Genomic DNA, 15,900 nt, shown 5'->3' on the forward strand with positions numbered 1-15,900 from the left:
AAAACCATAATGATAAATCCAATAAGAAACAAAAAAGTAGCTCTCATCCAAAGGGCAAAACTAGCGGTTCGGCAAACGGACATAATGATTACCATTAATTTATAAACTGACTAAAATAGTTGCTTTTCCTGCTAAAAAGCTCATTACAGTTCAGTTTAGAAGAAAAAGCATCGTACAATTTTGTACGATGCTTTTTTTTAATCTCTTAATAATCTTAATGAATTAAGAATAACTAAAATTGTACTTCCTTCGTGACCGATTACTCCGTATGGTAAATCAATGATTTGTAGGAAATTCGAGCAGATCAGGAATGCGATTACGCTTAGTGAAAAGATAATATTTTGTTTTACGATCCTGTTCATGCGTTTAGATAAAGTGATTGCTTTTGATATTTTTGTTAAATCGTTTTTCATCAAAACGACATCTGCAGTTTCTAAAGCAACTCCAGTTCCTCCACCCATTGCAATTCCTACATTTGCAGTTGCTAAAGCAGGGGCATCGTTTATACCATCACCAACCATTGCAACTTGACCATAGTTGTCTTTTAGCTTTTTAACAATCGAAACTTTCTCATCAGGTAAGCAAGATGCAAAGTATTCATTGATTTCACTTTCGGCAGCAATTGCTTTGGCCGTTTGTTCAGAGTCACCTGTAATCATGACTGTCTTAACACCTAATTTATTTAAAGTAGATAAGGCTTGTTTTGATTCGTTACGAACTAAATCTTTTAATGAGAAAATCGCAACAACTTTATCTTGAGTACCTACATAAACAATTGTATTTCCTTCTTGTTCCCATTTTTGTTCAAAATGAATTAGCGGATTTTGTTTCATTGTTACGAATTCTTTTTTACCTACTCTATACTCAGATCCATTTAAAATCGCTGATACTCCGAAACCAGGATGGTCATCAATTTGTTCAAATGAAGAAGATACTGTGATTCCTTGTTTCGTAGCGTATTCAACAATTGCTGAAGCTAGAGGATGAGTTGAGTATCTTTCAATTGAAGCAACGATCGATAATAACTCTGTACGATCAAAATCTTCTATTTTCTCAAAACCAGTTACTTCTGGCTTACCAATCGTTAAAGTACCAGTTTTATCGAATGCGATTGCTTTTAATACACCTAATCGCTCTAAATGAATACCGCCTTTAACAAGAATTCCCGACTTTGCTCCATTCGAGATTGCAGATAAAACAGCTGGTGTAATCGATGCTACTAATGCACAAGGTGATGCAACAACTAGTAAAATCATTGCTCGATAAAATGTTGTTGTCCATGACCAATCTAATGCAAAATGCGGTAAAAACATCATGAATACTACGGCAATTAATACTCCTTTAACATAAACACCTTCAAATTTTTCAATGAATTGTTGAGAAGGTGTTTGTTCACTTTGAGCTGTTTGAACAAGATTAATGATTTTTTGGAAAAGAGTCTCATCACTATGTTTCGTAATTTCTACTACTAGTGTTCCTTTAATGTTGATTGTTCCTGCAAACACTTCATCATTTAAGTTTTTAACAACTGGAATTGATTCGCCTGTAAGAGCAGCTTCATCTACTAATGTTTCGCCCTTAACGATCTGACCATCAGCAGGAATACGTTCTCCAGCTTTAATTAAAATATAATCACCAATGTTTAAACTTTTAATGCTGACAACTTCTTCAACTTCATCAACTAATCGAATTGCTGTTTGTGGCTGAAGAGATAATAATGAAGAAATCTCTTTATTTGTTTTATTTAACGTATATGTTTCGAGTGCGCCGCTTAATGCAAATATGAAAATCAGTACTGCCCCTTCAGTCCAATATCCAATTGCAGCTGAACCAACTGCCGCAATAATCATTAGCATTTCAACGTTTAGTTCCTTTTCAGCAATCGTATCTTCAATACCTTCCTTTGCCTTTGCATATCCTCCAATACAAAATGCTAAAACATATAAAATGATCGACATGATTGAATTATCGTTTTTAACGAATGAAGCAATTAGAATTAATACACCAGAAACTAATGCAGCAATTAATTCTCCATGTTTTGAAAGAAATGATGTAGATTCTACATGGTCGGCTTCATAAGTAGCATGAATCGTAGTAACTTTTGGACTTGCTTCCATAATAAATACCCCTTTCTTTTTTTCAATTGAGAAAAATAATCAAATTCACTATCCTTATAAAACGACGAAAGCTGCCGTCCTAGGACAGCAGCGTACATTTTATAAGACCTTACTATTTATTTAATCTCTTAGTTGTGTAGTTCACAGATTTCTTAATTAAAATAATTCTTATTAAATATATATTACCACATTACTTTAAATGTGTAGAAAAAAATTTACTTTTAGATTAAAAATTTTTTAATGAATGTGATCGAGTTGTGAAAATAGAGGTACGGGTGGGCAGACATGACTTCAGTCCGCTTATTTAATTTTAACGGTTCTTTTGATTAATAAATTTTCTGATGTTCATTAAAGAATTTTAAGCTTCCAACCGATATTTATACAGTAAGGACATTAAATACATATTTGTTACTACATTAAATCCTAGTTTATCTATTTCAAATTCAAAAAAGTATAGCAAATATAAATAAAAATAAAAAGCTGGTGGAGATTTTGAAAAAAAAAATTATACAATCGATTGCAATTATAGGATCTGTTTCATGTATTAATTCTATGGATCTATTAGAAGCGGATGCAGAAAGTACAATTACAAATCAACCTAAAGAATTGATTTCATACGTGGATCACTATATCTCAACAGGGGACGGCGTACGTATTCGTTCAGGGGCAGGAACGAATTATCGTATTTTAGGAAGCGTAAATAAGAATGCTAAATTAGATGTCATATCTTCCTCAAATGGTTGGTACAAGATTACTTATCAAGGAAGAACCGGATATATAAGCGGCAGTTATGTTCAAAAACAAAGAAAAATTGAAGATGAAGAACCAGTATCAAATACGAGTAAATATATTGTAACTGGAGCTACAGTAAATATTCGCTCAGGAGCGGGAACGAATTACAATATAATAGGTAGTGCGATAAAAGATCAGAAATTAGACGTTATTTCAACTTCAAATGGTTGGCACAAGATCATCTTTCAAAGAAAAACCGCTTATATAAGTGCTGGATATACTAAAAAAGAAATTGATCATTCAAATGATTCGACATACAATGAGCAAAATATGATTTCTTTTGCAAAACAATTTTTAGGAGTTCCTTACAAATGGGCAGGAGTATCTCCTACGGGTTTTGATTGCAGTGGTTTTATTTATTATGTCCTTAAGGAAAATGGTAAGCCGTATGGAAGAACAAATGTATCGGGTTATTGGCATAACAATACCTTATTCCAAAAAGTAACAACTTCACAGCCCGGTGATTTGATATTTTTTCAAAATACATATACGTATGGACCATCACACATGGGCATTATGATAAATAAAAATGAATTTATTCAAGCTGGTAGCAGTACCGGCGTTACGATTTCCAATATAAATGACTCATATTGGAAAAATCATTTTTTAGGGTATAAGCGATTAAAATCATAATTTAAAATCTCATATAAAGATTTCCAACAATTGTCTTTAACTTCAGGCCAATCTTAAAATCAAACAGATAGAAGGAATGTCCTATAGATGATAGAATAAACTGTATTCTATAGAGAGAAAAAGGCTTATGGAGGGAAACAATGTCTGCAAAGAGATTTTTTACACATCCTTTGGGAGTGATTGCATCAGCGGTTATTACAACTTTTTTATGGGGAAGCGCATTTCCGTTTATTAAGCTAAGTTATGAGCACTTGCATATTGGGAAGAATGAGATTTGGAAACAAATGATTTTTGCGGGTTATCGTTTCTTTTTGGCCTCATTATTAATTTTAATATTTTTTACGATAATCGGTAGAAAGTTAACTTTTAAGCGAGATACTTTTTTTGTAGTAGGAAAAGTAGGCTTGTTTCAAACATTTTTACAATATGTGTTGTTTTATATTGGATTGAGTTTTTCAACTGGAGTCCAAGGCTCAATTATTGCTGGAACGACTTCGTTTTTTCAACTTTTAGCAGCGCATTTTATGTATAAAAATGATCGGTTAAATTTGCGTAAGATTCTTGGTGTAACAGTAGGGTTTGCTGGTGTAATTATCGTGAATATTACAAAGGGCACTCTTTCTTTACATTTAGGAATTGGCGAAATTTTATTATTGTTTGCAATGGCGTTTGGTGGCTATGGTAATGTACTTGCTAAGGAAGCTGCAAAGAAAGTCGATGTTGCCTATTTAACGGCATATCAAATGATGATCGGTTCAATTGGATTGTTATTAATTGGTGGATTAACGGCAGGGTTTTTACCGTTTCACTTTGATTTAAAAACGTTTGGCATGCTAGTTTATTTATCGGTGCTTTCATCTGTAGGTTTCATACTGTGGAACAATGTCATGAAATATAACCAGGTTGGAAAAGTATCAATGTACTTATTCTTAGTTCCTGTTTTTGGTGTTATTTTATCATCAATCATGCTGAATGAAGTGTTATCTTATCTTGTGTTTATTGGTTTAATAATGGTTACGTCAGGTATTATTATTGTGAATTATCAAAAGGATCAACGAAGCACTCATATGAAGAGTGCATCTTGACTTAGAATAGAATGCATCCCGAATAAAAGCAACTCTACTTTTTAATAATAAGGTAGAGTTGCTTTTTTTTTATAGATCGTTATGAAGGGAGGTACATAGTTGTCAAAGTTTGATAAAGCAATGAATAAAGAAGTTGAAACAGTTGTAGATGATGCTACTGACTTTAAGGTCTCCTATCGAAAGAAACGTAGAAATAGTGGAAGTTTTATCGTATTTGTTGGTCCAGCATTTCTAGTATTTGCAGCTTTAGTACTTATTCCATTTTTAATGGGTCTTTATTATTCCTTTACAAATTGGAATGGGGTAGTCGGAAATATCCATTATGTCGGTTTTGATAATTATAAGTACATATTTACGCAAGATGCAGACTTTAAACAGTCTTTTATTATTACCACAAAGTATACGTTTTTTGCAGTAATCTTAACGAATTTGATTGGCTTTGGCTTAGCCCTATTAGTTACGAAGGGGCTCAAATCAAGAAATATCCTTAGAACGATTTTCTTTTTACCTAACTTAATAGGTGGGTTATTACTCGGTTTTATTTGGCAATTCATTTTTAATAAAGGTCTCACTTCATTAGGAGCTGCGCTAGGTATCGATTCTCTAATGCAGTCATTATTAGGTACTGCAAACGGAGCGTTTTGGGCAATTATTATTGTAGCCATTTGGCAAGGTGCAGGATATATCATGATTATTTATGTAGCGGCACTCCAAGGTGTACCTCAGGAATTGATTGAAGCAGCTCAAGTTGACGGCGCAGATCGTTTTACGACTTTAAGGAAAATCATCATTCCAATGGTAGCACCAGCTGTAACTGTTTGTTTATTTTTAACAATCTCATGGTCGTTCAAAGTATTTGATCAAAATTTATCACTTACTGGTGGTGGACCATTTAAATCGACCGAAATGCTTGCGTTAAACATTTATACAGAAGCATTTGTAAACAATCGATACGGATTAGGAGAAGCAAAAGCTATTGTCTTCTTCGTCGTTGTCGCAGCTATTTCAATTCTCCAAGTTTATTTAACGAAGAAAAGGGAGGTTGAAGCATAGTGGAAAATGAACGCTATACCGGACTGACGTTTTTGCTTGAGCTATTTGGGATTATTTTAGCGATATTTTTCCTTGTACCCTTCTACTATGTATTAGGGAACTCGTTTAAATCCTTTGCAGATATTTTGCAAAATACATCATCGCTACCAAAATCCTTAGATTTTACAAATTACTCCCAAGCGATTGCCGTCATGGATTTCTGGAGGGCTTTATTGAATTCTTTAATTGTAACAGTAGCCAGTAATGTGTTGATCGTTTTATTTTGCTCAATGGCAGCTTATAAACTCGTTCGCACCAGGCACAAAATTTCAACGATTATTTTCTTTATTTTTGTTGCAACGATGGTAATTCCTTTTCAATCAATTATGATTCCACTTGTTAAAGTTGGAAGTACACTTCATTTGATGAATAGTCATTACGGACTTGTTGTTATGTATTTAGCGTTTGGCTCAGCACTTTCAATTTTTCTCTATCACGGTTTTATAAAAGGTATTCCAATTGAGCTGGAAGAAGCAGCGATTATTGATGGATGTTCACCATATATGGTGTTTTGGAAAGTGGTGTTTCCTTTATTAAAACCGATCACCGTAACAATAGTTATATTAAATACGTTATGGATTTGGAATGATTTCTTGTTACCATCTCTAGTTTTGCGTGATGAGGAGCTACGCACAATACCACTGGCTACTTTTTATTTTTTTGGCGCGTATACAAAACAATGGAATTTAGCACTTGCCGGATTAGTTTTAGGCATTACACCGTTATTAATCTTTTTCTTCGCTGCCCAAAAGCAAATTATTCGTGGTATTACAAGTGGCTCAATAAAGTAAGTTAAGGAGGATCATATGAATAAAAAATTATTTAAGTCGATTGCCGTTTTATCAACTAGTATGTTGTTGTTTACTGGATGTAATAATAAAAAAGAAGAAACAAAAAAGCCTGGTGCTAATGAAAAAATTACATTAAATATTTTTCAATTTAAAGCTGAAATTGCAAAAGATCTAGAGGCTTTAGCAAAGGAATATCAAAAGGAAAATAAAAATGTAACGGTAAAGGTTCAAACAGTGGGTGGGGGTGCCGATTATGGAGCAGCATTAAAAGCTCAATTTGCATCAGGAAATGAACCGGATATTTTCAATAATGGTGGATACCAAGAGGCTGTTACTTGGAAGGATAAACTCGAGGACCTGTCAGATCAAGATTGGGTGAAGGATTTATATCCGGAAACAGAAAAACCGATGACAGTTGATGGCAAATTACTCGGAATGCCTATGAACACGGAAGGTTATGGATTCATTTACAATAAAGACTTATTTGATAAAGCTGGAATAACCCAATTGCCAAAAACATTAACTGAATTAGATGCAACAGCAAAAAAATTAAAAGACGCTGGCATTACACCATTTTCAGTTGGCTATGGTGAGTGGTGGATTTTAGGTATTCATTTATTAAATATTCCATTCGCACAACAACCTGACCCAGATAAATTTATCGCCGATTTAAATGCAGGGAAAGTAAAAATCCCTGATAATGATAAATTTAAGGAGTTTATAAAATTATTTGATTTAACGATTAAATATGGAAATAAAAATCCATTAACAACGGATTACAATACACAAGTGACAAATTTTGCATCTGGAAAAACAGCTATGATGCAACAAGGAAACTGGACACAAGGTATGATTGATGGCATTACACCAAATATGAAACTTGGTCTTCTACCAATGCCGATTAATGATGACAAAAATGCAATGGATAAAATCCCTGTAGGTGTACCTAATAACTGGGTAGTTAACAAAAATTCAAAAAACAAAGAAGAAGCGAAGAAGTTTTTAAACTGGATGGTTTCCTCTGATACAGGCAAAAAATATATCGTTGAAAAGTTTAAATTTATTCCAGCAGTGAAAACAATTGAAGGAAAAGGCTTAGGCCCAATTGCTGATGATATTCAAAAGTACTCAGCTGAAGGCAAAGTACTTTCTTGGAACTGGTTTAAGTATCCAAACGGAGCAACAAATGAATTCGGTGCTTCAATGCAAGCATATGTTGGAGGACAAAAAAATCCACAGCAATTACTACAATCACTTCAGGATACTTGGGATAAGTTAAAGAAACAGTAGAATAGTGAAAACCAAGGCGAACCTTATTTCGAAATAATTTCGAATGAGGTTTGTCTTTTTTGTATGCATTTTTAAACCTTTTGTTTGTTGAAGATTTATCAATTGGAAGATTTTATGTGATGAACTCAATTAATTATCGTGATATAGTAGATATCGTTGCGAATATAAATGAAATTCCTGAGTTTAACCTAGATCAATAGATTAATAGTAAGGGAGAGTAATCAAATATGAAAAAATCGATTAAAAATGTTATTTTATCAACTGCGATTGTCATTTCTTTAGGAACAGTAGTTGGACCAGCTAATGCTGCTTCTGTTGTTTATAAAGTTAAAAAAGGGGACACGCTTTACAAAATTTCAAAAACATATAAAACAACTGTTACAGAGCTTAAAAAGCAGAATAAATTAAAATCGAATTCAATTCGAATTGGACAAAAATTAATTATTCCTACCAAATATAAAGTTGCTACAAAAAAGCCAGCTACAAAAACGATTAGTCCCGTGAAGCTTCCAGCAAGTGAATCAGTAAAAAAGATGGCATTAGAAATCACTTCATGGTATGAAACATCATCATCTGAAGCTGATGCATTTGGTGCAACAAGTGGTAATTTCGATGGAGCAGGATTATCTTTTGGCGCACTTCAAGAAAACTTTGGAACAGAAACTTTACAACCAATAATGAAAAATATGTTTGCAAATCATAATGATGTTGTCTTAAAAGCTTTTAATGGAGATACGGATTCTTATAATACATTTAAAGATGTCATTATGAACAAATCGACAAAAGAACAGGTAGCTTGGGGAGATTCAATAAGTGACCCTAATAATAAATACCAAGTTGTAGAGCCTTGGAAGACTTATTTTAAAAATCTAGGTACGAGTAAAGAATGTATTGATGAACAAATTAATGCTTCAAAATGGTACTTCGATCAAACAGAAAAGTATTACAAAACATTCGGATTATGGACAAAAAGAGGATATGCACTAATGTTTGATATATTTGTTCAAAGTGGTGCGATATCGGATAAAACGACAAATTTAATATTAAATGACTTTAAAAAAATTGATACAAAAAACATGACAAAAGAACAAATCGAAACGAAAAAAATGAATATTATCGTAAATCGTCGTGCTGCAGATGTAAATAAACAATGGAGAGAAACTTGGAAATCTAGAAAATCAGTAATTGCGAACGGCAGCGGAACAGTTGTTGGTTATGGAGATTTCTTTGATGTAACTCCGTATGGTGCGACGTTAACACATGTTAATAAATAAGTTATTTGATGAGGGAGTCCGAGATTTTGGACTTCCTTTTTTATTTGTTCACTGATTATCTTTCAATTTTTTTAAAAGAAATATGTGATTTGATTTTTTTATGGGAATATTAAAAAAGAAGTATACACTAGCTTTTGGATAAAATAATTTCATAGGAGAGATTAGTTGTGCAATGGTATTTAAAAGTATTAAAAAATTATGTAGGATTTCATGGTAGAGCGAGTCGAACTGAATTTTGGATGTTCTTCTTGATTAATGCAATTATTACTTTTTTACTTAGTTTATTAGATAACTTTGCAAATACAGATAACATGATTTCAGGAATTTATGGTTTGCTTACTTTGCTACCACTAATTGCAGTCGGTGTTCGCAGATTACATGATATTGGTAAAAGTGGTTGGTGGTATTTAATTAGTTTAATTCCGTTTATAGGAACAATTATTTTATTAATACTTGCTTGTTTTAAAAGTGAAGATCACGAGAATCGTTTTGGACCAGTTCCAAGATAGATTCAATTTAATAATGTTCATTGGGTATTAGGATAAGACTTAAATGTATTACTTCTTAAATAAATTGATCATTGAAATTTTATACCCAATGTATGTCCCTATCGTATTTAAAATAACATCATCTATATCTGAGGTTCTAAAAGACATCATAAATTGGACAACTTCTATGCTTACGGATAAAAATAAGCCAATCAGTATAATTTTTTTTGATCTCTTAATCGATGTCAAAATAAACCCAAATGGTACAAAAAGAATGATGTTTCCAAAGATATTAACGATAAATTGTTTAATGCTGCTAAACTCATTAAACAGTTTGATTAATGGGATTAAATTTAATCCACCCTCAGAAACACCTATTCCTAAAGAAGCGACTGGAAAAAATGTAAACCTAAAAATAAACAAAAGTGAAAAAATTAACAGTAAATATTTTATGAAAATAGGTTTCAAAATAAATCTCCCAAAAATGTTTTAATTAATAATAAGTTATTATACATTAATAATTTTAAATTTCCTCAATAAACTGTTCATTAAATGATGATCGCTTTGGCCCAGCACCGAAATAATCTAAGCTTAATACCCGCCTATTTTTAGGCGGTTTTTTGTGTTAATTCAAAATTGATTGTCCTATTATTAAAAATTAATAATGTTACATGGGTATTAAGAATAGACTTAAATGTACCGTATTTACTTCTTAGGAGGGATCCATCGTGGAATGGTATTTAAAAGTATTAAAGAATTACGTAGTATTCAGCGGAAGAGCTAGAAGAACAGAGTATTGGATGTTTTTCCTGTTTAATGCCATTATCACTATTATACTTTCGATTTTACAAAGCATTGCGGATATCGATAATATATTAACTGGAATTTACGGACTTTTGACGATATTGCCGTCTTTAGCAGTAGGGGCCCGCAGATTACATGATTCAGGTAGAAGTGGCTGGTGGCTGTTAATTGGAATCATTCCGTTTATTGGTACGATTATTCTTATAGTTTTCTTCTGTTTGGATAGTGAAGAGGGAGATAATCGATTTGGTGCGAATCCTAAGTATTAGCGATAGGTTATAAAGAGTATGACCGCCTTGTTAAAGGCGGTTTTTTAGTGTTCATAGGATTGTAAAATTTATAAAAAAAAGGTTGTTCATAAGTCAGTTACTCTGACTTATGGACAACTCTTTCTCTTTTTTCACAAGCTGTTTTGATAAGCGTATCAAACAGACGCTGCATTGTTTCGTGTTTCTCGCTCATTGATTCTGGATGCCACTGGACCGCCACCAAATATGGATCGTCACTTCCTTCGATTGCTTCAATTATCCCGTCATTTGATCGTGCGGTGATTACCAGACCGTCACCAAGTTCATCAATCGCCTGATGGTGCAGGGAGTTCACTTTGATCTCATTTGTGCCAATGATCTCATGTAACTTGCTTTCTCTAATTGATACAGTGTGAAAAGGGAGGGAGCGCGGAACTGTCTGCTCATGTCGCATCATGTGCGAGCAATGTGTTTCGATATCTTGAATGAGCGTCCCACCACATGCGACATTAATAAGTTGCAGTCCACGGCACACGCCAAAGATTGGTTTTCCTGTTTTTCGAACGGCGTGAAATAAAGTGAGCTCAAATTCATCGCGATCGGTTTTAAAAAAGCCGATTTTCGGATGTGGATCTTGCCCGAAAAAGACCGGGTCCAAGTCTTCACCCCCACTGAAAATGAACCCGTCACAAAGATTTACATAGCAATTGATTGCATCTGGGTCGCTAATTGTCGGTAGTAGAAGTGGAATGCCACCACCACGTTCAATGGCTTGGTGGTAATCCTGGTGGATATACACTCCTTCCATATTATTGTTATGTTTCACATAGGATGTTGTAATCCCGATGATTGGTTTTGTCATGTTTTTTCATCCTTTCGATTTCGTTACAACACTTTATCTAAAAATGCACGAAGTCGTTGGCTTTTCGCCCCACCAAAAATAGCTATTGGTATGTCGTCTTCTTCGATTGTACCATTATGTAAAAATAAAATTCGGTCGGCTACTTCTTTCGCAAAGCCCATTTCGTGCGTCACAATAATCATCGTCATACCTTCGTTAGCGAGTTTACGCATTACGGTTAGAACCTCTCCAACCGTTTCAGGATCAAGCGCACTCGTTGGTTCATCAAATAGCATTACTTTTGGGTTCATGGCCAGTGCCCGTGCAATAGCTACTCGTTGCTGCTGTCCACCGGATAAACTGCGTGGATAAGTATCCTTTTTCTCAACGAGATCTACTTTTGCTAAGTATTCAAGGGCCAGTCTTTCAGCTTCCGATTTATCCATTTTTTTGATGTGACAAAGTGCGAGTGTGATATTTTCAAGCACCGTTTTGTGTGGAAATAAATTAAATTGCTGAAATACCATACCCATTTGTTGGCGCGTTTTGGTCATGTCATGATTAGGAGCGGTTATTAGCTCTCCTTCAAAAAACACGTCTCCTTTTGTCGGGATTTCTAATTGATTGATACAACGGAGTAGTGTCGATTTCCCTGACCCTGACGCTCCAATTAAACACACCACTTGTCCTTTTGGAATCGTTAGATTGATGTTTCTTAACACGACGTTTTCACCAAATGCTTTTTCGATGTCTTTTAATACGATCATCATTTCAGGATTCTCCTTTCGACGGTTTCAGCGAACATATTCATCGTGGTTACCATGACCCAGTACATCAAAGAAATTACGAATAAATAGGCAAAAATCTCGAAGTTATTCGAATACTTAATTTGTGCACTGTACATGAGCTCAACGATGCTGATGACTGCTAGTAGTGAAGTATCTTTTAAGGTCGTACTAAATTGATTTAAAAAAGCTGGAATCATTCGTTTCACCGCTTGTGGCAAGATGACAAGACGAAACGTTTGTGCATTCGTAAATCCAATGGCGCGACTTGCTTCTTCTTGCCCCTTATCAATCGATTGAATCCCTGCTTTAAATACCTCGGACAAATACGCACCACCATTGACAGATAAGGCCAGTGACCCAACTACCATTGCTGGTAGTCCACCTTTAAATAAGAGCGGGAAAATCGCGAAATACAAAAAGATGACTTGTACATACAGAGGAGTTCCGCGGATGATACTTACATATACTCGTGTGATATTTGTTAACACCCTATTCCCACTAATGGCAAATACACCGAAGATTAAACCTAAAATAGTTGCGAAAAATAGCGCAATGAACGCAATCTCGATCGTATGAAGGGCACCATCTAACAAAAATGGCATGTCACCCCAAACCAATTCAAAACCTCTCATATTTTCACTCCTTATTCAATTGATGTGAAAAAAGGCGCAGGTCGTATGCGCCTTTTTTGTGAAGTTGGTTATTCACCGAAGTATTGTTTATGTAATTTGTCGTATGTACCGTCTTCTTTTAACTCTTTTAATCCTTCGTTAAAGTCTTTTAAAACTTTAGGCTCATTTTTAGCGATTGCAATTCCGTAATCTTCCCCTGTTAAGCGCTCGCCAACAATTTTCAAGCCTTTCGCAGTCCCTGATTTCATTTTATCCGCCACAAATGGATAATCATTGATCAATGCGTCACTTTGTCCATTTTGAACGTCTAAATATAGCGTTGGCTCATCTTCTAAAATCTTCACTTTCGCACCGTACTTTTTCGCAAGTTCATTTGCTTTTTCTAAGCCGGAGGTACCGTTTTTCGCGACAATGGTTTTGCCTTTTAAGTCAGATACATCTTTAATTGAACTACCATCTTTTACAACAAGCACCAATCCACTTTCAAAATAGCTATCGGTGAAGTTTGTAACAGCTTTTCGATCATCACGAATCGTAATGGCTGCAGCCGCGCCATCAATTTGTTTTGTTTTCAGTGAAGGGATAATACCATCAAACTTCATGTCTTTCCATTCGATTGTATAGCCTTCCTTTTTCGCGATGCTTTCGACAACGTCGATGTCAAATCCAGTAAACTTTCCATTTTCTAAATTTCCAAACGCTCCACCATCTGCAGTTGTAGCAAATACTAACTTATGTGTTTTTTGGCCGTCTTGACCAACTTTGATACTATCGGCTTTGCCACAACCTGTTAACGCTAGTGCAAGTACACTACTAAGTGCTACTACTTTCCAAGTGTGTTTCATGGGTTCTCCTCCTCCTAAATTTTCCATTTTGTTCTTAACACATTCTGATTTCGCTATTTTAATACAAAAACCCTTCATTTTCTGAAAAATCTAATAATTTTACTTAGTTTTGACAAAATTCTATTGAAGTTGACTAGAGATTTGTAAAAAAATCACTTAATTTAGCTGAATTTGTCTATGAATATCTAATTTAAAGATTGCTATTTTGAAAGAATGGCAATGCATCTAAAAGAATTTATATGGTTCATTTTAGAGGGAGGGTAGAATTGGAGTCTTCATGCTAAATTTTCAGTTGGTCAATATATTCCACCCTACTGTTCAAATGAATACGTTTTCACAACCCCGGAGGTATTTTATGATGATAGTGGAGGTGTTACAGATGATTGAAACGAAAAAAGTGATTGATACAAATTTAACAGATGCCAAGACAAAGAAGTCATCTAAAAAATTAAGAGATTTTTTAAATTATCTTACGTTTGTAGGACCAGCAACTATTGTTTTTGCAGCGATCGTGTTAACGCCATTTTTAATCGGCTTTTTCTATTCATTTACTCAGTGGGATGGTGTAGCTGATTCTGCTAAGTGGGTCGGACTTGAAAATTATAAATACATTTTTACGAAAGATACGGATTTTATCCATTCGTTTATATTAACTGGTAAATATACATTTTTCGCTGTAATCCTAACCAATGTGATTGGTTTTGGTTTAGCGTTAATCGTAACGCAAAGCTTAAAGACTAGCAATATTTTAAGAACGGTCTTTTTCCTTCCAAATTTAATCGGTGGATTATTATTAGGTTTCATTTGGCAGTTCATCTTTAATAAAGGTTTAATTTCAATTGGACAATTATTGCATTCAGACTTTTTACAAAGAGCACTTTTAGGTGAAGAAAAAGGTGCGTTCTGGGCAATTGTCATCGTAGCAGTTTGGCAAGGTGCAGGTTATATAATGGTTATTTATGTAGCGGCTCTGCAAGGTGTACCTCAGGAATTAATTGAAGCAGCTCAAATTGATGGTGCGAATAAATTCCAAGTGTTACGTAAAATCATTATTCCAATGGTAGCACCAGCTGTAACAGTTTGTTTATTCTTGACAATTTCATGGTCATTTAAAGTGTTTGATACAAACCTTTCATTAACAAATGGTGGACCATTTAAGTCTACTGAGATGTTGGCTTTAAACATTTACACTGAAGCTTTTGTAAATAACCGTTATGGATTAGGTGAAGCAAAAGCGATTGTATTCTTCGTAGTCGTTGCGTTAATTTCAGTAATTCAAGTTTACATTACGAAGAAGAGGGAGGTTGAGGCATAATGCTAAAAGAACGATATACAGGCTTTACTTTTATATTAGAAATAGCGGCAATTATACTTGCTCTCATCTTCTTAGTTCCTTTTTATTATGTGTTAGGTAACTCATTTAAATCATTTGCTGATATTTTACAAAATACATCTTCGCTTCCAAAAAGCTTAGATTTTACAAACTATCAACAAGCAATTGAAGTTATGAATTTCTGGAAAGCGCTAATGAACTCGTTAATCGTGACAATTGTTAGTAATGTTGTAATCGTCTTTTTCTGTTCAATGGCAGCTTATAAATTAGTTCGTTCAAAAAGTAAGATTTCAAATATCATTTTCTTTATCTTTGTAGCAACAATGGTTATTCCGTTCCAATCAATCATGATCCCATTAGTGAAAGTTGGAAGTACGCTTCATTTAATGAATAGCCATTGGGGACTAGTCATAATGTATTTAGGTTTCGGATCAGCATTATCAATCTTCCTATATCATGGATTTATTAAAACAATTCCAATTGAGTTAGAGGAAGCAGCAATTATTGATGGTTGTTCACCGACTATGGTTTTCTGGAAAGTTGTTTTCCCACTATTAAAACCAATTACGGTTACAATTGTTATCTTAAATACTTTATGGATTTGGAATGACTTCTTATTACCATCACTTGTATTAAGAGATATGGAGTTAAGAACAATTCCTCTTGCTACATTCTACTTCTTTGGAGCATATACAAAACAGTGGAACTTAGCGTTATCTGGACTTGTTTTAGGCATAACGCCACTATTAATTTTCTACTTTGCAGCACAGAAACATATTATTAAAGGTATTACGAGCGGTTCAATTAAATAATGTGATTGGGTGGAAGCTATCAATATATTCCACCC

17 protein-coding genes are annotated in these 15,900 nt (G+C 34.2%); 11 read left to right on the plus strand and 6 right to left on the minus strand.

The window, feature by feature from the left end:
• Nucleotides 1–197: 197 nt before the first annotated feature.
• Entirely contained in the window at nt 198–2,117 is a 1,920-nt protein-coding gene (locus BED47_RS05395; RefSeq protein ID WP_069032752.1) for a heavy metal translocating P-type ATPase, read from the minus strand.
• Nucleotides 2,118–2,609: 492 nt separating this feature from the next.
• Between BED47_RS05395 and BED47_RS05400 the strand changes: the two genes are divergently transcribed.
• The 8 genes from BED47_RS05400 (at nt 2,610) to BED47_RS05430 (ending at nt 9,583) form a co-directional block, all read left to right on the plus strand.
• Entirely contained in the window at nt 2,610–3,542 is a 933-nt protein-coding gene (locus BED47_RS05400; RefSeq protein ID WP_069032753.1) for a C40 family peptidase, read from the plus strand.
• A gap of 140 nt (nt 3,543–3,682) precedes the next feature.
• The gene (locus tag BED47_RS05405) at nt 3,683–4,627 is read left to right on the plus strand and encodes a DMT family transporter (RefSeq protein WP_025568574.1); all 945 of its coding nucleotides are present in this window, start codon (nt 3,683–3,685) and stop codon (nt 4,625–4,627) included.
• Nucleotides 4,628–4,747: 120 nt separating this feature from the next.
• A complete protein-coding gene (locus BED47_RS05410) occupies nt 4,748–5,680 on the plus strand; it encodes a carbohydrate ABC transporter permease (protein WP_029715291.1) in 933 nt (310 codons plus the stop codon).
• Entirely contained in the window at nt 5,680–6,510 is an 831-nt protein-coding gene (locus BED47_RS05415; protein WP_069032754.1) for a carbohydrate ABC transporter permease, read from the plus strand. The genes BED47_RS05410 and BED47_RS05415 overlap by 1 nt, the downstream gene beginning before the upstream one ends.
• A gap of 15 nt (nt 6,511–6,525) precedes the next feature.
• Nucleotides 6,526–7,800 carry an ABC transporter substrate-binding protein gene (locus BED47_RS05420; protein WP_069032755.1) on the plus strand — a complete coding sequence of 425 codons (1,275 nt, stop codon included), beginning with the start codon at nt 6,526–6,528 and terminating at the stop codon, nt 7,798–7,800.
• Nucleotides 7,801–7,859: 59 nt separating this feature from the next.
• A complete protein-coding gene (locus BED47_RS23625) occupies nt 7,860–8,000 on the plus strand; it encodes a hypothetical protein (RefSeq protein ID WP_175403453.1) in 141 nt (46 codons plus the stop codon).
• A gap of 27 nt (nt 8,001–8,027) precedes the next feature.
• A complete protein-coding gene (locus tag BED47_RS05425; RefSeq protein WP_069032756.1) occupies nt 8,028–9,074 on the plus strand; it encodes a LysM peptidoglycan-binding domain-containing protein in 1,047 nt (348 codons plus the stop codon).
• Nucleotides 9,075–9,241: 167 nt separating this feature from the next.
• Nucleotides 9,242–9,583 (plus strand): DUF805 domain-containing protein, encoded by a 342-nt coding sequence (locus tag BED47_RS05430; protein ID WP_069032757.1) that lies wholly within the window; start codon nt 9,242–9,244, stop codon nt 9,581–9,583.
• Nucleotides 9,584–9,631: 48 nt separating this feature from the next.
• On the opposite strand, the gene BED47_RS23120 is transcribed toward BED47_RS05430, so the two are convergent.
• Nucleotides 9,632–10,030: a VanZ family protein gene (locus BED47_RS23120; RefSeq protein WP_175403454.1), complete on the minus strand. Its 399-nt coding sequence runs from the start codon at nt 10,028–10,030 to the stop codon at nt 9,632–9,634.
• A 260-nt stretch (nt 10,031–10,290) separates the two neighbouring features.
• Between BED47_RS23120 and BED47_RS05440 the strand changes: the two genes are divergently transcribed.
• Nucleotides 10,291–10,635: a DUF805 domain-containing protein gene (locus tag BED47_RS05440; protein ID WP_069032759.1), complete on the plus strand. Its 345-nt coding sequence runs from the start codon at nt 10,291–10,293 to the stop codon at nt 10,633–10,635.
• Nucleotides 10,636–10,732: 97 nt separating this feature from the next.
• On the opposite strand, the gene BED47_RS05445 is transcribed toward BED47_RS05440, so the two are convergent.
• From BED47_RS05445 to BED47_RS05460, 4 genes are all read right to left on the minus strand, one after another.
• Nucleotides 10,733–11,476, minus strand: a complete 744-nt coding sequence (locus BED47_RS05445) for a gamma-glutamyl-gamma-aminobutyrate hydrolase family protein (protein WP_069032760.1) — start codon at nt 11,474–11,476, stop codon at nt 10,733–10,735.
• 23 nt (nt 11,477–11,499) lie between these two features.
• A complete protein-coding gene (locus BED47_RS05450; RefSeq protein ID WP_069032795.1) occupies nt 11,500–12,222 on the minus strand; it encodes an amino acid ABC transporter ATP-binding protein in 723 nt (240 codons plus the stop codon).
• Entirely contained in the window at nt 12,222–12,875 is a 654-nt protein-coding gene (locus BED47_RS05455) for an amino acid ABC transporter permease (RefSeq protein ID WP_069032761.1), read from the minus strand. The genes BED47_RS05450 and BED47_RS05455 overlap by 1 nt, the downstream gene beginning before the upstream one ends.
• Nucleotides 12,876–12,943: 68 nt before the next feature.
• Nucleotides 12,944–13,720: a transporter substrate-binding domain-containing protein gene (locus tag BED47_RS05460; RefSeq protein ID WP_069032762.1), complete on the minus strand. Its 777-nt coding sequence runs from the start codon at nt 13,718–13,720 to the stop codon at nt 12,944–12,946.
• A gap of 379 nt (nt 13,721–14,099) precedes the next feature.
• On the opposite strand from BED47_RS05460, the gene BED47_RS05465 reads away from it, so the two are divergent.
• Together BED47_RS05465 and BED47_RS05470 are read left to right on the plus strand one after the other, a co-directional pair.
• A complete protein-coding gene (locus BED47_RS05465; RefSeq protein ID WP_069032763.1) occupies nt 14,100–15,035 on the plus strand; it encodes a carbohydrate ABC transporter permease in 936 nt (311 codons plus the stop codon).
• Complete coding sequence (locus BED47_RS05470; RefSeq protein WP_069032764.1) at nt 15,035–15,865, plus strand: carbohydrate ABC transporter permease; 831 nt, start codon at nt 15,035–15,037, stop codon at nt 15,863–15,865. Before BED47_RS05465 ends, BED47_RS05470 begins: the two co-directional genes overlap by 1 nt.
• Nucleotides 15,866–15,900: the final 35 nt, after the last annotated feature.

Source organism: Gottfriedia luciferensis (assembly GCF_001712755.1).
In the GTDB taxonomy this organism is placed as follows: domain Bacteria; phylum Bacillota; class Bacilli; order Bacillales; family Bacillaceae_G; genus Gottfriedia; species Gottfriedia luciferensis_B.